The following is an 18,857-nucleotide window of genomic DNA, read 5'->3' as shown; positions in this document are numbered from 1 at the left end:
TGCCGCTTGACATGCAGGTAATTGCCTGCATAACTTTGAGTGTGCGATCGGAGAATCAGCCCGGGATGGACCAGGTGTTCAAGGCGTTGGCCGATGAGACGCGGAGGCAGCTGTTGGACCGGCTGCACGCGCACAGCGGTCAGACGCTGGGTGAGCTGTGCGAGCACATCGACATGACGCGCCAGTCGGTGACGCAGCATCTGGCGGTCCTGGAGGCCGCGAACCTGGTCAGCACGGTGCGGCGGGGGCGGGAGAAGCTGCACTACCTCAATCCGGTGCCGCTCCACGAGATCCAGGAGCGATGGATCGACAAGTTCGAGCGCCCGCGGCTGCGCGCGCTCAGTGCACTCAAGCGACGAGCCGAGGAAGTCATGACCGACAAGCCGAGCTATGTGTACGTCATCTACATCCAGAGCACACCCGAGAAGGTCTGGGACGCACTCACCGACGCGGACCTGACGGCCGCGTACTGGGGCCACAGCAACGTCTCGGACTGGCAGCCCGGTTCCCGCTGGGAACACCGTCGTACGGACGGCTCTGGCATCGCCGACGTGGTGGGCACCGTCGTGGAGAGCGAGCGTCCGACCCGGCTCGTGGCCACCTGGGCCGCGCCCGAGGACGAGGGGCAGGCCGACCGGTACTCAAGGGTCACCTACGACATCCGGCCGCACGCCGACATCGTCCGGCTCACCGTGACCCATGAGGACCTGGCCGACGAGGGCGCGCTGAACGACGTGAGCTCCGGTTGGCCGGCGGTGCTGTCCAACCTGAAGTCCCTGCTCGAGACCGGCCGCCCGCTGCCGCAGGAGCCGTGGCTGGTGCCGAGCAGCTGACGCGTCGACGGGGCAGCGCAGAGGCCGGCCCGCGTGAGGCGGGCCGGCCCCCGGCCGGGTTCCCTTCCGTGGCTCGCTGCCGCGTCCTGCCGGCTACGCCCGAGGTGCGCTGCCCCTGGCCGTGACCGCACACAGCGCGCCCAGCACCACGGCCAGTGCGCCGATGATGATGCTGTTGAGGACGACTCCGGTGTCCGGACTGGTGCCGACGACCCACGGCGAGATGATCATCCACGCGCCCATTGCGCAGATCGCCCAGCTCAGGCCGTACATCCTCTCCGGCGTGATGGTGAATCCGAGCGCCAGCAGGCCTATCGCGATGCCGATGATGAGGTTGTGCGCCACGAGGGCGGGCTGGCTTGTCGTGTAGTGGAGTATCCACGGGGACACTGCGCAGTACAGGCCGAGCAGGAACACCGGCCCGTCCACGAGTGCCACATCGCGGGCGCCGACCACGCGGGCATACCGATCCCGCATTTCGCCGACGTCCGGGTGGCTGCTGATGTCACCCCTGGGGTGCGAGACATTGGCCATGACTCGTCTCCTTAGAGCTCTCTCGATCTCTCGGCCCGACCGCTCTGGTCCGGTATGCGGTAAGTGCCGCGTTCACCCCATTGTGCTCTTATTTCTTCTTTATGTGTAGCGGGAGGTGCGTCAGCCGGTGGAGATGAGCAGGTAGTCGAGGTTGAAGCCACCGGTTTCGCAGTAGACGGTGACCGTCTGCTCCCCGGCCCGGAGGTCGACGGGTACGTGCACCGACTGGTAGGTCCCCCAGCCGCCCGTGGCGGGCACCGATGCCGTTGCCAGTGTGGTGCCGCTGTCGTCGCGGAACGACACGGCGTTCGCCGCCGTGGTGTCCGTGCCGTTGGCGACGCGCAGCTCAAGATCGTAGGAGCCTGCCTGCGGGACATCGACGGCGTACGTGAGCCAGTTGCCGGCAGCTGTCCAGCCCACGTTCTTGCCGCCACTTGCGGCGGGGTTGTTCTCGATGAGGTTGCTGCCGTCCGCGGGCCAGCCCTGCTGACCGGTGTAGGACTCGGCCTCGATCTTCTGACCCACAGGGGCCGCGTGCGGCCGCACGGTGAGATGGACGGTCACCTCGTCGTGCGCCCTGCCGTCGGTGGCGTAGAAGGTCAGGTCCTGCTCGCCGGCGACGGCCGGACGGATCGTGACCAGACCGGTCGCCGGGTCGAGGGTGACGCCGCCCGGCAGTTCGGTGGCGTAGTAGGCCGGCCGGTCCCCGTCCCGGTCGGTCGCCTTCAACTGCAGGCTAGCGGTGCCGTACTGGTCGGCGACGACATCGGTGGCCTGCGCGAAGACCGGGGCGTGGTTGTGGGAACCCGTCGGCACCTTGCCCTTCCACCGGTAGGTGGCGAAGGAGCCCGCCGGAACGGTCACGACGAACGTCTGGTCGGCGAGGACGACCCGGACCTTGCTGTCGGTGCCGGCGCTGTTGCCGAGGACGGCGGTGAACGTGCCGTTCCCGGAGCGGTAGACCACGTTGCTGACACCGTGCTCCGCGGCGCTGGACTCCAGGCGCACGTCACCCGGGGAGAGATACTTGGAGAACTGTCCGATCGCGTACAGCTCGTCGCGGACGGTGAAGTCCTTCGTGAGCGTGTTCACCTTCACCAGCCGGTCCGGCCACTTGGTGGTGGCCGCCACCTGGTCCCAGTCGATGTTGTTGTCGCGGGAAGGCGTCCAGTGCAGGGTCCCGCCGTCCTGGTCGGTGGCCTGGGCCCACAGGATGTAGGAACCGGCGTCGAGGCGGAAGTCGTTGAGGATCGTCGAGGGAGCCAGATCACTGGTCTCCGTGAGATGGACCGGCTTTCCCGTCTCCTCATAGGCGTCACGCATGACGCTCGGGTCCCCCCAATAGGGGTGGAAGGCGATGGCGTCCGACGCGTCGCGGACCTCCTCGCCGGTCACCGAGCCGTCCGGGGCGTCCTCGAAGATGCGGTAGTAGTTCTTGGTAGCCGTGCTGTTGGGGTCGCGCCAGTCCCAGAAGTTGAAGTCGTGCACATACAGCTCGGTGCTCAGCTGCACCTTCTGGAACTCACGCTTGATCGCCAGGGTCAGCTTCTGCTGCTGCTCGACACTGATGTCCATCGCCGGGTAGACGACGTCCATGCCCGGCTCGTTCAGCAGAGTCAGCGCGTCAACAGGGATGCCCTTCTTGGCGTACGCCTGGATGAACTTGACGTAGTACCGCGCGAAGACGTCGATGCAGTCGTCGCGCAACTTGCCGGCCTGGTAGTAGTCCGTGGTGCTTCCGGGCTTGAGCGTGACCTCACCGGTGAACCGGTTGTTCGTCTTCATCCAGGCCGGTGCGCTCCACGCCGAGGCGAAGAAGGTGGCCTTGGGGTTGTAGCGCTGAATGAGCTTGATCGTGTCGATGATGTGCAGGTCGATGTCGCGCTGGATGGAGAAGTACTTCAGACCGAAGTCCTCGGTGACACCGGCGGGCAGGTCGTCCTCCGACCAGAACGGGAGGTGCTCGATGAGGTCGGGGCTGCCGATGGTCAGCCGGAACCGGTCCAGGCCGGCGCCGGTCTTGGGGTCGACAAGGAGCCGGATGGCCTCCTCACGCTTGGCAGGTGTGAGCTTCCACAGGTTGGACACGCTGGTCTCGTCCAGGGAGAAACCGATGCCCGTGTACTCCTGCCGGGCGGCACTGGGGTCGACTACCACGGTGGCATCGACGGAGCCGCCGGAACCAGTGCCTGTCCGGACGCTCGGCAGCGGCTGCCAGGCCTGTTCACCGCCGGTCGAGTAGGTGCCGGTCACGACCTGGCCGTTCCCGGCCGACCCGTCGGCGGCGAGGTCCGCGTGCGCGGCCGGACCCGTGCCGACCAGCGTGGACAGTGTCGTGACAGTGATGGCCGCGATCGCGGTGAGAGTACGTCTCACAGCTGCTCCTGGGCTCGGTGGATGAGAGGGGGGTGGCGCTGCGCTGAACGAGAGGCACGCGACCGTTCCGCCGCCAACGGCGCGGCGTGAACGGGCGGTTCAAGAGGGAACGCCGCGACGCCGGATACGTCCCGACGACCCGGCGCGCCTCCACGAAGTATTCGGAGTCGGTGGTCGTGCCGGTGCCGTCCAGCAGCCGACAGAGGGGTGTACCTATGCGTCCTGATGCGGCGACAGCCACCACGGCAACTCCCTCCCGCCCCACCGATGCGGCAGATCCAAGCAATATCCTTGGTGTTAAGTCAAGGCTTGAAAAAAGTCGTCCCGGTAAAGCGGGTACCGGTGCAACGCAGTGACGGCAGGCGGAGGCAGCAGTGTGGGAGCCCAGCGAGGACGAGCCGTTGGCGCGGCTGCCCGAGTCGATCTGGGAGACGCGGTACGTCGGCAGGCGCTTTCCCGGCTCCCGCGCGGTCGCCGAGAAGCCGGGCCTCGCGGAGGGCGCCAACTGCCAGCTCTTCGCCTACGAGGTACTGCGGCACTGCTCCCTGACCGTCCCCGACTGGCGGTCGAGTGATCTGTGGGACGACACCGGACGCACCGAACGGGTCGCGCACGCCCGGCCGTTGGACCTGGTGCTCCTCAACGCCGCCGACAACGCCTGGGGCGCGCACGTCGGCGTGGTCGTGGGGGAGGACCGGGTCCTGCACCTCAGTGCCGAGGTGGGGCGTCCGGCCGTGTGGGGCATGGCGGACTTCGCCGCCCGGGACCGCTATCGCACGCTCATCGGCTTCAAGCGGGTCCTGCGGCGGGCGTGAGCCGCCCGCCCAGCTCCCGGGCCCTGCGGACGAACGCCTCGTGCAGGTCGTCGGCCGCGCGGGGCACCGAGTCCGCCCTGCGGCGCTGAAGCATCAGCACCACCTGGGTGGAATCGTCCTCCAGCGGCCGGTAGGTGATCGCGCCGCATCGCTCCAGCGGATCGTCCATCACGCTGAAGTCGGGCAGGACCGTCACACCCAGGCCCTCGGCGACCATCAGCTTGCCCATCTCCGCGCCGTCCGTGGAGTACGAGAAGGACGGGGCGTGACCCTCCAGGAGCCGGTGCAGATAGCGGTGCATGACGTATCCGGTACGCATGGTGATCAGCGGTTCGTGCTCGGCGAGGAGGTCGGCCGCCGAGACCGTGTCCCGCGCGGCGAGCGGGCTGTCCGGGCGTACGCACAGCACCGGCCGTCCGCGCAGCAGCTCGGTGGTCTCGAAGTCGGCGGGCAGGTCGTCGCCGTCGAGATGGTTCACCAGACCCAGGTCGAAGCCGCCCTCCGTCAGGGCCCGGTGGATGTCCGACTGCTGGGCGCCGACCACCTCCACCTGCGTCAGCGGATGCGTCGCGCGGAACTCCCGGACCGTGGGGATGAGCAACGGCACGGTCGCCGCGTTCACCGTGCCGACGCGGACCATACGGCTGATGCGGTGCTGTTCGCCCGCCGCGCCCCGCAGCCGGTCGACCGCGTCCAGCACGTTGATGATGTGCGGCAGCAGGTCCCGCCCCTCGGCGCTCATCTTCGCGCCGGTCCGCTTGCGTTCCAGCAGGTCGACGCCGAGTTCGCGTTCCAGGTTCCGTACGGTCTCGCTGAGCGCGGGCTGGGAGAGGTGGAGTTCCTCGGCGGCCCGGCGCAACGAGCCGAGCCGGGTGACCGCCGCGATGTATTCCAGCTGCTCTATTCGCACCCCTGCAGAATGTGGTCGCCGGCCGGCCGTGTTCAAGGGTTTCCCTGTCACACCTTCGTGAAATACACCGGTCCGGGATGCGAGACCGGTCGGCTATTCCTTGACGGTCCGGACGGGGGGCTGCGACGATCGACGACATGAAGATGCGACCGGACCTCACGCGGCGACGCCACGTCGACCTCGCGCGTGTCTCCAGTTCCTTCTGTTGTAGCGAAGCCTGACGATCCCGACGGTAGGGTCCCCTTCGCACAGACCAGCCTGCCCACCGGTGAATTCTCCCGCAGGGTAGATCTCTGTGTTCTCCGGCACCCGCCGCCCCCTTTCACCGCCCGCATTCCCGTGGAAAAGCCGGGCCCGTAATTCGTCATGCCCTCGTATCGAACACCGGGAGTTCTCCGTGCCCGAAACGGAATCCGCAACCGACACCCCCACAGAGATCACCAGCGAGCCCGTCCGCTTTGCCTACTGGGTCCCCAACGTCAGCGGCGGCCTGGTCACCAGCAAGATCGAGCAGCGCACCGACTGGGGTTACGACTACAACCGCGAGCTCGCCGTCCTCGCCGAGAACAACGGCTTCGACTACGCGCTCAGCCAGGTCCGTTACATGGCCAGCTACGGCGCCGAGTTCCAGCACGAGTCGACCAGCTTCAGCCTCGCCCTGCTCCTCGCCACCGAACGTCTGAAGGTCATCGCCGCCGTCCACCCCGGCCTGTGGCACCCGGGCGTCCTCGCCAAACTCGGCGCCACCGCCGACCACCTCTCCAAGGGCCGCTTCGCGGTCAACGTCGTCAGTGGCTGGTTCAAGGGCGAGTTCACCGCCCTCGGTGAACCGTGGCTGGAGCACGACGAGCGCTACCGCCGCTCCGAGGAGTTCATCCGCGCCCTGCGGCAGATCTGGACCGAGGACCACACCGAACTCGCCGGTGACTTCTACCGGTTGAGGGACTTCTCGCTGAAGCCCAAGCCCCTCAACACCCCCGAGCGCCCGCACCCGGAGATCTTCCAGGGCGGCAACTCCACCGCCGCCCGCGCCATGGCAGGCCGGGTCTCCGACTGGTACTTCTCCAACGGCAAGGACTTCGACGGCGTCACCGAGCAGCTCGCGGACGTCCAGAAGGCCGCGACCGAGGTCGGGCGCAAGGCACCGAAGTTCGGCCTCAACGCCTTCCTGATCGCCCGTGACACCGAGGCCGAGGCCCGCGACACCCTCCGTGAGATCGTCGCCAAGGCCGACAGTGAGGCCGTCGAGGGCTTCGGCGCCGCCGTGAAGCAGGCCGGCCAGTCCACCGCCGACGGCAAGGGCATGTGGCAGGACTCCAGCTTCGAGGACCTCGTCCAGTACAACGACGGCTTCCGTACGGGCCTGATCGGAACCCCGGAGCAGATCGCCGAGCGGATCGTCGCCTACAAGCGTCTCGGCGTCGACCTCCTTCTCCTCGGCTTCCTGCACTACCACGAGGAGGTCGAGTACTTCGGCCGCCGGGTGCTGCCCCTCGTACGCGAACTGGAAGCCCAACTGCCGCAGTCCGAGGCCGAGTCCGTGTCCGTCCACGCGTGACCATCTCTGCCCTCTCCCCCCGCTCCTTCCGCACCGCTCTGCGAAAGAGGTCGACAAGCATGACTACCGCCACCCCCACCGACTGGCAGACCCGCCCCGCTCCGGAGACCGCTGAGGACTGGATCGCCCGCGCCGCCGCGGTCGCCGCCGTCCTCGCCACCGACGCCGCCGAACGCGACCACGCCGGAGCGACCCCGCACGCGGAGATCCAGCTCCTCAAGGACTCCGGCCTCGTCACCCTGCTCGGACCCACCGAGCACGGCGGCGCGGGCCAGGACTGGCCCACCGCCTACCGCGTCATCCGCGAGGTCGCCAAGGCCGACGGCTCCATCGGCCAGCTCCTCGGCTACCACTACCTGTGGAACTGGGCCGCCCGCCTGGTCGGCACCCGCGAGCAGTGGGAGCACGTCGAGGCCGAAGCCGCCCGTAACCGTTGGTTCTTCGGCGGAGCCGTCAACCCGCGGGACAAGGACGTCGTGGTCACCGAGGACGGCGACGACCTCCTCTTCACCGGCCACAAGTCCTTCTCCACCGGCAGCAAGGTCTCCGACGTCACCGTCCTCGAAGGCGTCTTCGAGGGCACCGACCGGCACGTCTTCGCGATCGTGCCCTCCGACACCGAGGGCCTGACCTTCCACGACGACTGGGACAACATCGGCCAGCGCCTCACCGAGAGCGGCAGCGTCACCCTCGACCGGGTCCGCACTCCCTGGGCGAGCGCCGCCGGGTACGTCGACAAGGAGTTCCAGCCCCGGATCTACAACACCCTCAACGTCCCCACCATCCAGCTGGTCTTCGTCAGTTTCTACCTCGGCATCGCCGCCGGCGCCCTGGACACCGCGGCGACCTACACCCGCACCAAGACCCGGTCCTGGCTGCACGGCGGCTACGAGCGCGCGGTCGACGAGCCGTACGTCATCGACACCTACGGCGACCTCACCGCGAAGCTCTGGGCGGTCGAGGCGCTCGCCGACGCCGTCGCCGCCGAGGGGCAGAAGCTGCACGAGGACCCCGACGCCGTCACCGAGCAGACGCGCGGCGACTTCGAGGTCAGGGTCGCCGCCGTCAAGGCCCGCGCCACGGACGTCGCCCTGGAGATCGGCAACCGGATCTTCGAGGTGACCGGCGCCCGCTCCACCGCCGGCGCCGAGGGGCTGGACCGGTTCTGGCGCAACATCCGCACGCACTCCCTCCACGACCCGGTCGCCTACAAGCGACGCGAGGTCGGCCGCTGGGTACTCGAGGGCGAACTGCCCGAACCCACCTGGTACTCCTGACCGCTCGCCCGGGGCGCCTCCGTCGGGAGGCGCCCCACTCCGCAGAAAGAGGGCCCATGGCCACCGTCCTGTCCGTCTCCGGCAGCCCCTCCGTCGCCTCCCGCACCGCCAAACTCCTGCGCCACCTGGACACCCGGCTGGCGGCGCAGGGCCACGAGGTCATCCCGCTCGACGTCCGCACGATCCCGGCCGAGGCCCTGCTCGGCGCCGACTTCAAGCACCCCGCCATCGTGGAGGCGACCGAACTCTTCGCCCGCGCCGACGGTGTCGTCATCGCCACCCCCGTCTACAAGGCCGCCTACTCCGGCGTCCTCAAAGCCCTGCTCGACCTGCTCCCGCAGTACGCGCTCACCGGAAAGACCGTGCTGCCGCTGGTCACCGGGGGCAGCACCGCGCATGTCCTCGCCCTCGACTACGCGCTCCGCCCCGTCCTCAACTCCATGGGCGCCGCGCACATAGTCCAGGGCTGGTTCACCCTCGACAAGGACATCACGACGGGCGAGGACGGCAGGATCACCGTGGCGCCGGGCACCGCCGAGGCCCTGGCCCAGGTGGTCGACCAGTTCTCGGCGGCTCTCGGCCGCACGCCTTTGCTGGCTGCGACAGGCTGACACCATGACCGCCAAAGTGATCGCCGACGACGTCGAGGCGCTGGCCGTCGCCGCCGCGCTCGCCGACGAGTTCCGCGCCGGTGCCTCGGCGCGGGATGCCGAACGAAGGCTCCCGCGAGCGGAGTTGGAGCGGCTTTCCGCCTCAGGGCTGCTCGCCGTCACCGTGCCCGCCGCGTACGGGGGCGCCGACGTGCGCCAGGAGACCCTCGCGGAGATCTTCCGGCTGCTGGCCTCCGCCGACGCCAGCCTGGCGCAGATCCCGCAGAACCACTTCGTGTACGTGAACGTGATAAGCTGTCAGGGCACAGCACGGCAGCGGGAGTTCTTCTTCGCAGAGGTACTGGCCGGGCGCCGCTTCGGCAACGCCCAGTCGGAAGCGGGCACCAAGCACGTCCAGGACATCCGCACCCGCCTGGAACCCCGCCCGGACGGCTCCTACGTGCTCACCGGCGTCAAGCACTACTCCACCGGCGCGCTCTTCGCCGACTGGATCCCCGTCCTCGCCCGCGCCGAGGACGACAATCTGCACGTCGCGTACGTCCCACGGGACGCCGCCGGCGTCACGGTCGTCGACGACTGGGACGGCATGGGGCAGCGTACGACGGCCAGCGGCACCGTCCGCCTGGACGGCGTGGCAGTCCCCGCCGACCGGGTCGTCCCACACCACCTCACCTTCCAGGGTCCCCAACTCCACGGCGCCGTCGCACAGTTGCTGCACGCCGCCATCGACGCCGGGATCGCCGCGGGCGCCCTCGCCGAGGCCGTCGAGTTCGTCCGCACCAAGAGCCGGCCCTGGTTCGAGAGCGGTCTCGACACCGCTGCCGAGGATCCGCTGCTCATCCAGCGCTTCGGTGAACTCGCCATCCAGGTACGGGCGTCCGAGGCGCTGCTCGGCGCGGCTGCCCGCGCGGTCGACGCGGCTCGTGAGGACCTCGACGAGGATTCGGCTGCCGAGGCGTCGATCGCGGTGGCTGCCGCGAAGGTGCACACCGCCACCACCGCCCTGGAGGTGGCGGGCGCACTCTTCGAGGTGTCCGGCACCCGCTCGGCCCTCAACTCACTCAACCTGCACCGGCATTGGCGCGACGCCCGGACCCACACGCTGCACGACCCGGCACGCTGGAAGATCCAGCACATCGGCCGTTACGTACTCAATGGCACGAAGCCCCCTCGGCACGGCCTGCTCTGAACGGAGACCTCACGTGTCCCTCACCTTCCACTGGTTCCTGCCCACCAACGGCGACAGTCGGCATGTCGTCGGCGGCGGCCATGGCACCCCGGCGACCGTCTCGGGACGGGACCGGCCGCCGACGGTCGTGTATCTGAGCCAGATCGCCCGCGCTGCCGAGGACCTGGGCTTCGTCGGCGCGCTCACGCCCACCGGCGCCTGGTGTGAGGACGCCTGGCTGACCACCGCGATGGTCAGCCAGAACACCGAACGGCTCAAGTTCCTGGTCGCCTTCCGGCCCGGCTTCGTCTCGCCCACGCTCGCCGCGCAGATGGCATCCACCTTCCAGCGGCAGACCGGCGGACGCCTGCTGCTGAACGTGGTGACCGGCGGCGAGAGCCACGAGCAGCGTGCCTACGGCGACTTCCTCGACAAGGACGCCCGCTACCGCCGTACCGGCGAATTCCTCCAGATCGTCCGGGACCTGTGGGACGGCAAGACCGTGGACCTGGCGGGCGAACACCTCAAGGTCGAGGACGCCAAGCTGGCCCGCGTACCCGACCCGGTTCCCGAGATCTACTTCGGCGGCTCCTCACCCATCGCCGGTGAGATCGCCGCCCGTCACGTGGACGTCTACCTCACCTGGGGCGAGCCGCCCGCGCAGGTCGCCGAGAAGATCGCGTGGGTACGCGGCCTCGCCGAGAAGGAGGGTCGCAGTGTCCGCTTCGGGATCCGGCTGCACGTCATCACCCGCGACACCTCCGAGCAGGCCTGGGCCGAGGCCCACAAGCTCCTCGACGGCTTCGACCCGGAGACCGTGAAGTCCGTACAGGCCGGACTCGGACGCAGTGAGTCCGAGGGCCAGCAGCGGATGCTCGCGCTGCACGGCGGCAGCCGCGACGGCCTGGAGATCCACCCCAACCTGTGGGCCGGGATCGGGCTGGTCCGCGGGGGCGCGGGCACGGCCCTGGTCGGCAGCCACGACGAGGTCGCCGAGCGTATCGCCGAGTACCACCGCCTCGGTATCGACGAGTTCGTGTTCTCCGGCTATCCGCACCTTGAGGAGGCGTACTGGTTCGGCGAGGGCGTCCTGCCGCGACTGGCCGCACAGGGCCTGTGGCAGCACCCGTTCGCGAAGCCGGCCGCTCCGGCGGCACAGGTGCCCTTCGCGAGCTGAGTCAGCCGGGCGAGCCGAGCGAACCGAGGTGCGCCGTCCGCACCTCGGCCGTCTGCCCCTGCACCAGCAGGAACATTCCCTCGCGCGCCAGCCGCTGCGCCGGACTGCCCAGGTCGATGGAGCGCCCGCCACCGGCCACGACCGCCGCGGTCGTGGCCGCGCGCAGAAGGTCGTACGACCGCGTCTTGACCGCCAGCCGCTCGTCGACGCGCTCGGTCGGCACCGGGTGGTCGGCCAGCTCGTACGCCTGCTGCCTGACCTCGTCCAGGCGACCGCGCAGCGCACGCGCGGTCTCCTTCGTGGCGGGGTCGCCGTCGTACGACTCCAGCAGGCCGAGTGCCGACGCGGTGACGCCGAAGACGGCCGGTGAGGCGTTGGTGTTCCTCGGGCGGTCGGTGACGGCCCAGGTCTCGTACGGGGTACGCAATGCCACCGCGTCATCCGGCAGCCACAGGCCGTCCAGCTCCAGGGAGACCGTCCGGGAGGCGGTGAGCGCGGCGAGCCGCATCGGGGGAGAGGGCCGCAGGCCGGGCTGCTCACGCGCCTCGGTGAACGCGAACAGCGCCTCGTCCCCCTCCGTCACTCCGGCCAGCAGCATCACGTCGTTGAGCCCCCAGCCCGTGTACCAGGGCACCGTCCCGTCGAAGCGCCAGCCGCCGCGCTCGCGGGTGACCCGGACGGGTACGCGCGGATGGGCGCGCAACTGGGCGTACGCCACCCCGGACAACAGCTGCCCACCCGCCAGCGGTCCCAACAGCCGTTCTCGCAACGGGAGTTGAGCCTTGGTGAGCATCTGCACCGGTGTGTGGTGCTGGGTCTGCACGAACCAGGTCGAGCAGCACGCCCCGGCCAGGATCTCGGCGGTCTCCCGGGCCACCGCAGCGGGCGCCGCCGACCCCCCGTACTCCACCGGCGCGCTCACCCCCAGCAGCCCGGACCGTTTGACCGCCTCGATACTGCTCGTCGGCACACCTTCCTGGTCCACCCGCTCCGCCTGGGGCGCCAGTACCTCGGCGGCGAGGCGTCGCGCGCGGGTGACGAGAGGATGCGGTGTGGTGCTCATCGGAGGAATCTCCCGGGATCGAGGTGTCCGGTGCCGATTCAACCTTCCACACGGGGAGCACCGGGAACCTGGCCATCGACCGGAGGAGCGCGCGCGTGCGCTCAGGGGGCCGGTGGGCCGCCGGCGGCGCACGCGTCCCTCACAGGCTGAACCCCTCACACGCTGAGTGCCTCCCGCACCGACCGCTCCGCCTCCTGTCCGCCCTCGCCCGAGGACGTGACCCGTCCGGCCTCCAGGACGTAGTACCGCTGCGCCGCCCGCATCGCGAAGCCGACGTGCTGCTCGACCAGGAGGACGGAGAGCCCGCCGCGGGCGGCGAGGGCGAGGATCGTCTCCTCGATCTCGGCCACCACGGAGGGCTGGATGCCCTCGGTGGGCTCGTCGAGGAGGAGCAGCCGAGGGCTCGTCACCAGGGCGCGGGCGATGGCGAGTTGCTGCCGCTGGCCACCGGAGAGTAGCCCGGCCCGCCGACCTGAGAGGGTCCGGAGCGCCGGGAACAGGTCCAGCGCCTCCGCGACCGCCTCCTTGCCGCGCGCTCGCCCGTCGGCGACCAGTTGGAGGTTCTCCGCGGTCGTGAGGTGCGGGAAGGCCTGCTGTCCCTGGGGGACGTACGCCATGCCGCGGGCCACGCGCTCATGGGGCTTTCGCCGGGTGATGTCCTCACCGTCGAGACGGACGGTGCCGCTCTGCGGGGTGAGCAGTCCGACGGCGGTTCGCAGGAGGGTGCTCTTGCCGGCGCCGTTGTGTCCGAGGACGGCTGCCACGCCGTCGTGCGGGACCTCGACGGAGACCCCGTGCAGGACGGAGCTGCGGTGGTAGCCGACGCGTACGTCGTCGATCTCCAGCATCATGTCCGCTCACGCCTCCTGTACGGCGACGCCCGCAGCGGGCTCGCCAATAGGCCCCTCGCCGATCGGAGGCTCGGCGGTCGGTGTATCGGCCGCGTGCCCGAGATACACCTCCTGCACTCTCGGATCCGCCTGCACCTCGGCCACCGTCCCCTCGCTCAGCACCTTGCCCGCGTGCAGCACGCTGACGCTGCGGGCGAAGGAGCGCATGAAGTCCATGTCGTGCTCGATGACGACGACGGTCCGATCCTGGCTGATGAGCTCCAACAGCTCACCGGTGGACTGCCGTTCGTCGTGGCTCATGCCCGCCACCGGTTCGTCGAGCAGCAGCAGCCGTACGTCCTGGACGAGCAGCATCCCGATCTCCAGCCACTGTTTCTGACCGTGTGCGAGCGTCCCGGCCGGGCTGTCGGCGAGCTCGGTGAGGCCCACCGTGTCCAGCGCGCGGGCGACGGGTTCCGGCACTCCCTTGCGGCGGCGCAGCATCGTGAGCATGCCCCGGCCCGCGCCCGCCGCGATGTCCAGATTCTGAAGGACCGTCAACTCGTCGAAGACAGTCGCGGTCTGGAAGGTCCGGCCGATCCCCGAGCGGGCGATCCGGTGCACGCTGCGCCCGAGGATGTCCTCGCCCCCGAAGCGCACCGATCCCTGCGCCTTCACCAGTCCGGTGACGGCGTCGACCAGGGTCGTCTTGCCCGCGCCGTTCGGCCCGATGAGGAAACGCAGATCGCCCGGGCGTACGTCGAGGTCGACTCCGTCCACGGCGGTGAAACCGTCGAAGGACACCCGTAGTTGGCGTATCTCAAGACCTGAGAGCTCACTCATACCGGTTCTCCCACTGGAAGGGCGGGCGCCTTCTCGTCGGTCCCCTGCTCGTCGGCCGGCCCGGAGGACCCGCGTCGGCGCCGGACGATCCCCACCAGCGAGGCGAGACCCCCGGGCAGGAAAGCCAGGGCGACGATGAACAGCAGCCCCTGGAAGTAGGTCCAGGCCGCGGGGAACTCCTCCGACAGCGCCGTCTTGGCCCAGGCGACACCGACCGCGCCGAGCACCGCGCCCAGCAGGATCGCGCGGCCGCCGACCGCGGCGCCGATGACCAGCTCGATGGACGGCACGATCCCGATCAGGGCGGGGGAGATGATCCCGACCGCGGGCACGAACAGCGCGCCCGCGAGCCCGGCCATGCCCGCCGCCACCACATACGCGACGAGCTTCACGTTCGCCGGGTTGTACCCGAGGAAACGGACCCGCTCCTCGGAGTCCCTTACAGCGACGAGGAGTTCGCCGTACCGGCTGTGGATCAGCTGGCGGGCCAGGGCCATCAGGAGGAGCAGGACCGCGGCGATGATGAAGTACACCATCCGCTGGTTGACCGGGTCGTCGAGGTCGTAGCCGAAGAAGCCCTGGATGTCGGTGAGTCCGTTGGTGCCACCGGTCGTGGCCTGCTGGCCGATCAGCCAGATGGCGAACGCGGCGGCGAGGGCCTGGCTGAGGATCGCGAAGTACGCGCCCTTCACCCGGCGCCGGAAGATGAACGAACCGAGGATCGCCGCGACGGCCATCGGCAGCAGTACGGTCGCCGCGAGCGCGAAGAGCGGATTGGCGAACGGCCGCCACCACCAGGGGAGTTCGGTGGCGGTGCCGTACAACTGCATGAAGTCGGGGAGGTTGCCTGGCCCCGCGTCCGCGATCTTCAGGTGCATGGCCATGGCGTAACCGCCGAGCCCGAAGAAGACGCCCTGCCCGAGTGTCAGCAGTCCGCCGCGGCCCCAGGCCAGGCAGATGCCCACGGCGACGATCGCGGTGCACAGGTATTTGGCGAGCAGCCCCAGCCGGAAGTCGGAGAGCGCGAGCGGGGCCACGGCGAAGAGCACGACGGCGCCCACGGCGAAGCCGGCCACGGGGCGCAGGGCGGTGAACCGCCGCTTGATACCGGCGGGTTGCTTCGGGGCGACAGGACTGGTGGTGGTCATACGAGACTCCTCGTACGCAGCGTGTACAGCCCCTGCGGCCGCCACTGGAGGAACGCGACGATGGCCACCAGGACCAGCACCTTCGCGACGCTGACGGTGGTGGAGTACTCGAGTACGGACTGCAGCACGCCCAGCACGAAGGCGACGATCACGGTGCCCTTGAGCTGTCCGATGCCGCCGACCACGATCACCAGGAAGGCGTCGATGATGACGTTGGTGCCCATCGTCGGCCCGATCGGACCGACCAGGGTCAGGGCCACCCCGGCGACTCCGGCGAGTCCGGACCCGATGAAGAACGCGGTGCGGTCGACGCGGCCGGTGGAGATGCCGGACACCTCGGCCAGGTCCCGGTTCTGCACGACGGCGCGGATCCGGCGGCCGAGCGGGGTGAGCCGCAGCGTCAGCGCCAGCGCGAGGACCGCCGCGAGCGCAAGACCGAGAATGAACAGGCGGCTGTTGGCGAACGTGAGCGGGTCGTCGCCGCCGATGACGGTGATGTTCCCGGTGAGAACGTCGGGCGCACGGGTCTGCACATTGGGCGCGCCGAAAATGTCACGGGCGAGTTGCTGGAGCATCAGGGAGACGCCCCACGTGACGAGAAGTGTGTCCAGTGGCCGGAGGTAAAGGCGGCGAATGAGCAGCCATTCAAGCAGCGCACCGAGCGCCCCCGACACGAGAAAGGCGACGGGCAGCGCGACGAGCAGTGAAATTCCCGCACTGGAAATGGACTTCTGGAGGACATAGGTGGTGTAGGCGCCGGCCATGATGAACTCGCCGTGGGCCATGTTGATGACATTCATCTGGCCGAAGGTGAGCGAGAGGCCGAGCGCGATGAGCAGCAGAACGGCACCGATGCTGACGCCGGTGAACATCTGCCCGAGGATCACGGTCATGCGGCGACTCCGGGGAGGCGGGACGCGGAGGCCACTTCGCGAAGGGCCCCCGCGCACGGGTGATCAGGAGAGGCCGGCGGCCCAGTCGTAGCCCTTGAGGTACGGGTCCGGCTTGATCGGCTTGCCGGAGTCCCAGACCTGCTCGATCAGCCCGTCGTCGCCGATCCTGCCGATGCGGGCGGTCTTGTAGATGTGCTGGCTCGCGCCGTCCACGGTGACCTTGCCCTCGGGCGCGTCGAAGGTGATGCCGTCCGAGGCGGCCTTGACCTTCTCGGGGTCGAACGACTTCGCCTTCTCGACCATCGCCTTCCACAGGTAGACCGAGGTGTACGCGGCCTCCATCGGGTCACTGGTCGGCTTGTCCTGGCCGTACTCGTCCTTGTATGCCTTGACGAACTTGGTGTTCGCCGCGCCCGGAGTCGTCTGGTAGTAGTTCCAGGCCGTCAACTGGCCCTCCAGGTACTGCGCCCCGATCGACTTGACCTCTTCCTCGGCGATCGACACGGAGACGACCGGCATGCCCTTGGCGGTCAGGCCCGCGGACTTGTACTCCTTGAAGAAGGCCACGTTCGAGTCGCCGTTGAGGGTGTTGAAGACCGCGTCCGCCTTCGACGCCTTCACCTTGTTGGCGATCGTGCTGAACTCCGTGGAGCCCAGCGGCGCGTAGTCCTCGCCCAGCACCGTCATGCCATTCGCCTTGGCGTACGCCTTGATCTCCTTGTTGGCGGTACGCGGGAAGACGTAGTCGCTGCCGACCAGGTAGATCCTCTTCTTGCCCTGGCTCTTGAGGTAGTCGAGCGCGGGGATGATCTGCTGGTTGGTGGTCGCGCCCGTGTAGAAGATGTACGGGGACTCCTCGAGCCCCTCGTACTGCACGGGGTAGAACAGCAGCGACTTGTTCTTCTCGAAGACCGGCTTGACGGCCTTGCGGCTCGCGGAGGTCCAGCAGCCGAAGGTGGCCGCGACCCGGTCCTCCGAGATCAGCTTCTGCGCCTTCTCGGCGAAGGTCGGCCAGTCGGAGGCGCCGTCCTCGCTGATCGGCTTGATCTGCTTGCCGAGCACTCCGCCCGAGGCGTTGATCTCGTCGATCGCCAGCTTCAGTGAGTCGCGTACGGTCACCTCGCTGATCGCCATCGTGCCGGACAGCGAGTTGAGCAGTCCGACCTTGACGGTGTCGCCGCTCACGTCCGCCTGCGCGGCCCTGTCGGACGTACCGCCCGCGTCGGTCTTCGCACCGCACGAGGAGAGCGCGACGACCGCCGCGAGTGCGGCGGCGCCGGCCAGCACCCGGCGTCGGAGACCACTGAAATCGTTGGAACTGCTGGAAACGCTGGTATCGCTGAAATCACTCGGACCGCTTGAACCGCTGGACAAAAGAACCCCCTCGGGCTGTGGAGGAGACGACTTCCTGAAGTGCGGTCCACAGCCTCAAGTGACCCTGTTTCCAAGGTGTTTCGCGATACTTTCCCGGCGGTATCTTCCCGCTCTCATGGGGTGGGCGCGGGGAAATATCGGGCAACAAAAAATGCCCGGGGCGGAATTCGTCACCCGAATTCATCATTCGCCCGAGGCATTCTAGTTACTTCCTGTGGGAAGTATCTTGGCGAGGGTGCGGCATGTCAAGGGTGGGAACCGTGAAGGTCGAGTTGGGCGACCACGTCGAAGCCCACACCGTCCGCCCGTGCCAGATAGATGCGTTGGCGGACATGACCGCCCCGCAGATGGAGCAGCCCGCGCGGGCCCTCGTACGACACCGTCTCGGCCGCCGCCCCGATCGCCGACACGTCGAGGGCCCTGGCCCGCCCGATCAGCGCGGCGAGCAACAGCACGCCCTCGTAACAGGATTCGCCGAGGCTCCCCAGGGCCGGTGCCTCGATGCCGAACCGTCCGGCGTACTGGCCGTGGAAGTCGAGGGTGTCCTGGTTGGCCAGCGAGGCGAAGAACCCGGCGGTGCTGTAGAGGTCGACGGTGGCCGTCGGCCCGCTCGCCATCAGCATGTTCTCGTCCATCAGCGTGCTCAGCCGCAGACAGCGCGCGTCGAGGTCGGCCGCCGCGAACGCCCGGTTGAAGCGGACCGCGTCGCTGCCGACGAGCAGCATGAGTACGCCGTCCGCGTCCGACCGCTCGATACGGCGCAATACCGCGCCGAAGTCATGCGTGCCCAGGGGGAGATAGACCTCTCCCTGGATCCTGCCGCCGGCCTCCCGCGCGTAGCCGTGCGCGGCCCGGGCCGTACGGCGGGGCCACACATAGTCGTTGCCCACGACGAACCAGCGCCGCACCCCGCGCTCATGTGCCAACAAGCCCATCGCGGGCCGGAGTTGATCGCGAGGCGTCTCGCTGGTGAGGAACACACCCGCGGTGTTCTCGCCACCTTCGTACAACGCGGTATAGACGTACGGCACCCGATGGGCGATCCTCGGCGCCAAGGCCTGCCGCACCGAGGAGATGTGCCAGCCCGTGACGCCCTGCACGACTCCCAGGTCCACCAACGCCTCGACGTGGTCGGCGACTTCGCGTGGTCCGCTGCCGCCGTCGACCGGCAGCAGCCGCAGTTCCCTGCCGAGAACACCGCCGGCACGGTTGACCTCCTCGGCGGCCAGCTGTGCGCAGAGTTCGCAGGTCGGTCCGAAGATCCCCGCCGATCCCTGCATGGGGAACACGAGCGCCACCCGGAACACGGAGTCGTCTGCCGTGAACCAGTCGGGCGGAGGCGGATCGTGCCGGAACATGGCGTCATGATTCCGGGTCCGCCCGGTGAACTCCAGTCTGTCTCATGCCATGTACAGCCGCGGCTCGTACCATGTAATGCCCCGGGACC

General features: G+C 68.9%; 18 protein-coding genes. 8 read left to right on the top strand and 10 right to left on the bottom strand.

All coding sequences use genetic code 11. The features are described 5' to 3' along the window. The first annotated feature begins 65 nt into the window (after positions 1–65). Positions 66–833, top strand: coding sequence for an ArsR/SmtB family transcription factor (locus tag ACIPC1_RS19100; RefSeq protein WP_402518394.1), 768 nt, complete (start codon positions 66–68; stop codon positions 831–833). Between the two features lie 93 nt (positions 834–926). Here the strand turns inward: ACIPC1_RS19100 and ACIPC1_RS19095 are convergent, their stop codons facing one another. Together ACIPC1_RS19095 and ACIPC1_RS19090 are read right to left on the bottom strand one after the other, a co-directional pair. Beyond that, positions 927–1,367 carry an SPW repeat protein gene (locus ACIPC1_RS19095; RefSeq protein WP_402518392.1) on the bottom strand — a complete coding sequence of 147 codons (441 nt, stop codon included), beginning with the start codon at positions 1,365–1,367 and terminating at the stop codon, positions 927–929. A gap of 120 nt (positions 1,368–1,487) precedes the next feature. Further along, positions 1,488–3,743 carry a carbohydrate-binding protein gene (locus ACIPC1_RS19090; RefSeq protein WP_402518390.1) on the bottom strand — a complete coding sequence of 752 codons (2,256 nt, stop codon included), beginning with the start codon at positions 3,741–3,743 and terminating at the stop codon, positions 1,488–1,490. A 374-nt stretch (positions 3,744–4,117) separates the two neighbouring features. On the opposite strand from ACIPC1_RS19090, the gene ACIPC1_RS19085 reads away from it, so the two are divergent. Beyond that, positions 4,118–4,558 carry a hydrolase gene (locus ACIPC1_RS19085; RefSeq protein ID WP_402518388.1) on the top strand — a complete coding sequence of 147 codons (441 nt, stop codon included), beginning with the start codon at positions 4,118–4,120 and terminating at the stop codon, positions 4,556–4,558. On the opposite strand, the gene ACIPC1_RS19080 is transcribed toward ACIPC1_RS19085, so the two are convergent. After that, complete coding sequence (locus ACIPC1_RS19080) at positions 4,533–5,468, bottom strand: LysR family transcriptional regulator (protein ID WP_402518386.1); 936 nt, start codon at positions 5,466–5,468, stop codon at positions 4,533–4,535. The genes ACIPC1_RS19085 and ACIPC1_RS19080 overlap by 26 nt on opposite strands. Before the next feature lie 137 nt (positions 5,469–5,605). Here ACIPC1_RS19080 and ACIPC1_RS19075 point away from each other — a divergent pair, with 137 nt between their 5' ends. The 6 genes from ACIPC1_RS19075 (at position 5,606) to ACIPC1_RS19050 (ending at position 11,259) form a co-directional block, all read left to right on the top strand. Continuing rightward, on the top strand, positions 5,606–5,689 hold the full coding sequence (locus ACIPC1_RS19075; protein ID WP_384377178.1) for a putative leader peptide: 84 nt from the start codon (positions 5,606–5,608) through the stop codon (positions 5,687–5,689). A gap of 215 nt (positions 5,690–5,904) precedes the next feature. Beyond that, a complete protein-coding gene (gene sfnG, locus ACIPC1_RS19070; protein WP_384377175.1) occupies positions 5,905–7,026 on the top strand; it encodes a dimethylsulfone monooxygenase SfnG in 1,122 nt (373 codons plus the stop codon). 59 nt (positions 7,027–7,085) lie between these two features. Further along, entirely contained in the window at positions 7,086–8,303 is a 1,218-nt protein-coding gene (locus ACIPC1_RS19065; protein WP_402518385.1) for an acyl-CoA dehydrogenase family protein, read from the top strand. Positions 8,304–8,359: 56 nt separating this feature from the next. Next, complete coding sequence (gene ssuE / locus ACIPC1_RS19060) at positions 8,360–8,914, top strand: NADPH-dependent FMN reductase (protein ID WP_402518383.1); 555 nt, start codon at positions 8,360–8,362, stop codon at positions 8,912–8,914. 4 nt (positions 8,915–8,918) lie between these two features. Then, positions 8,919–10,103: an SfnB family sulfur acquisition oxidoreductase gene (locus ACIPC1_RS19055; protein ID WP_402518381.1), complete on the top strand. Its 1,185-nt coding sequence runs from the start codon at positions 8,919–8,921 to the stop codon at positions 10,101–10,103. 13 nt (positions 10,104–10,116) lie between these two features. Then, positions 10,117–11,259 (top strand): LLM class flavin-dependent oxidoreductase, encoded by a 1,143-nt coding sequence (locus ACIPC1_RS19050; protein WP_402518380.1) that lies wholly within the window; start codon positions 10,117–10,119, stop codon positions 11,257–11,259. 1 nt (position 11,260) lies between these two features. Here the strand turns inward: ACIPC1_RS19050 and ACIPC1_RS19045 are convergent, their stop codons facing one another. The 7 genes from ACIPC1_RS19045 to ACIPC1_RS19015 all read right to left on the bottom strand — a co-directional run bounded on the left by ACIPC1_RS19045 (position 11,261) and on the right by ACIPC1_RS19015 (position 18,768). Then, positions 11,261–12,322, bottom strand: a complete 1,062-nt coding sequence (locus tag ACIPC1_RS19045) for an acyl-CoA dehydrogenase family protein (protein ID WP_402518377.1) — start codon at positions 12,320–12,322, stop codon at positions 11,261–11,263. A 155-nt stretch (positions 12,323–12,477) separates the two neighbouring features. Next, on the bottom strand, positions 12,478–13,170 hold the full coding sequence (gene urtE, locus ACIPC1_RS19040; RefSeq protein ID WP_402518804.1) for an urea ABC transporter ATP-binding subunit UrtE: 693 nt from the start codon (positions 13,168–13,170) through the stop codon (positions 12,478–12,480). A gap of 9 nt (positions 13,171–13,179) precedes the next feature. Beyond that, positions 13,180–13,995 (bottom strand): urea ABC transporter ATP-binding protein UrtD, encoded by an 816-nt coding sequence (gene urtD / locus ACIPC1_RS19035; protein ID WP_402518376.1) that lies wholly within the window; start codon positions 13,993–13,995, stop codon positions 13,180–13,182. Beyond that, on the bottom strand, positions 13,992–15,143 hold the full coding sequence (gene urtC, locus ACIPC1_RS19030) for an urea ABC transporter permease subunit UrtC (protein ID WP_402518373.1): 1,152 nt from the start codon (positions 15,141–15,143) through the stop codon (positions 13,992–13,994). Before urtC ends, urtD begins: the two co-directional genes overlap by 4 nt. Continuing rightward, positions 15,140–16,036, bottom strand: coding sequence for an urea ABC transporter permease subunit UrtB (urtB, locus tag ACIPC1_RS19025; RefSeq protein ID WP_402518371.1), 897 nt, complete (start codon positions 16,034–16,036; stop codon positions 15,140–15,142). Before urtB ends, urtC begins: the two co-directional genes overlap by 4 nt. Before the next feature lie 63 nt (positions 16,037–16,099). Continuing rightward, positions 16,100–17,323 (bottom strand): urea ABC transporter substrate-binding protein, encoded by a 1,224-nt coding sequence (gene urtA / locus ACIPC1_RS19020; RefSeq protein WP_384376683.1) that lies wholly within the window; start codon positions 17,321–17,323, stop codon positions 16,100–16,102. A 332-nt stretch (positions 17,324–17,655) separates the two neighbouring features. Then, positions 17,656–18,768 carry a substrate-binding domain-containing protein gene (locus tag ACIPC1_RS19015; protein ID WP_402518368.1) on the bottom strand — a complete coding sequence of 371 codons (1,113 nt, stop codon included), beginning with the start codon at positions 18,766–18,768 and terminating at the stop codon, positions 17,656–17,658. Positions 18,769–18,857 lie beyond the last annotated feature (89 nt).

This window comes from Streptomyces sp. NPDC087263, from assembly GCF_044744645.1.
In the GTDB taxonomy this organism is placed as follows: Bacteria; Actinomycetota; Actinomycetes; order Streptomycetales; family Streptomycetaceae; genus Streptomyces.
Note: the sequence above shows the minus strand (reverse complement) of the source record. Positions and strands in the feature narration are given on the sequence as shown.

Bases quoted from the DNA above. Each gene is read 5' to 3' on its own strand.
- ACIPC1_RS19015 (WP_402518368.1), bottom strand. From the start codon at position 18,768: ATGTTCCGGCACGATCCGCCTCCGCCCGACTGGTTCACGGCAGACGAC.
- ssuE (WP_402518383.1), top strand. From the start codon at position 8,360: ATGGCCACCGTCCTGTCCGTCTCCGGCAGCCCCTCCGTCGCCTCCCGC.
- urtD (WP_402518376.1), bottom strand. From the start codon at position 13,995: ATGAGTGAGCTCTCAGGTCTTGAGATACGCCAACTACGGGTGTCCTTC.
- ACIPC1_RS19100 (WP_402518394.1), top strand. From the start codon at position 66: ATGGACCAGGTGTTCAAGGCGTTGGCCGATGAGACGCGGAGGCAGCTG.
- ACIPC1_RS19055 (WP_402518381.1), top strand. From the start codon at position 8,919: ATGACCGCCAAAGTGATCGCCGACGACGTCGAGGCGCTGGCCGTCGCC.
- urtC (WP_402518373.1), bottom strand. From the start codon at position 15,143: ATGACCACCACCAGTCCTGTCGCCCCGAAGCAACCCGCCGGTATCAAG.
- urtE (WP_402518804.1), bottom strand. From the start codon at position 13,170: ATGCTGGAGATCGACGACGTACGCGTCGGCTACCACCGCAGCTCCGTC.
- ACIPC1_RS19065 (WP_402518385.1), top strand. From the start codon at position 7,086: ATGACTACCGCCACCCCCACCGACTGGCAGACCCGCCCCGCTCCGGAG.
- ACIPC1_RS19045 (WP_402518377.1), bottom strand. From the start codon at position 12,322: ATGAGCACCACACCGCATCCTCTCGTCACCCGCGCGCGACGCCTCGCC.
- urtB (WP_402518371.1), bottom strand. From the start codon at position 16,036: ATGACCGTGATCCTCGGGCAGATGTTCACCGGCGTCAGCATCGGTGCC.
- ACIPC1_RS19095 (WP_402518392.1), bottom strand. From the start codon at position 1,367: ATGGCCAATGTCTCGCACCCCAGGGGTGACATCAGCAGCCACCCGGAC.
- ACIPC1_RS19075 (WP_384377178.1), top strand. From the start codon at position 5,606: ATGAAGATGCGACCGGACCTCACGCGGCGACGCCACGTCGACCTCGCG.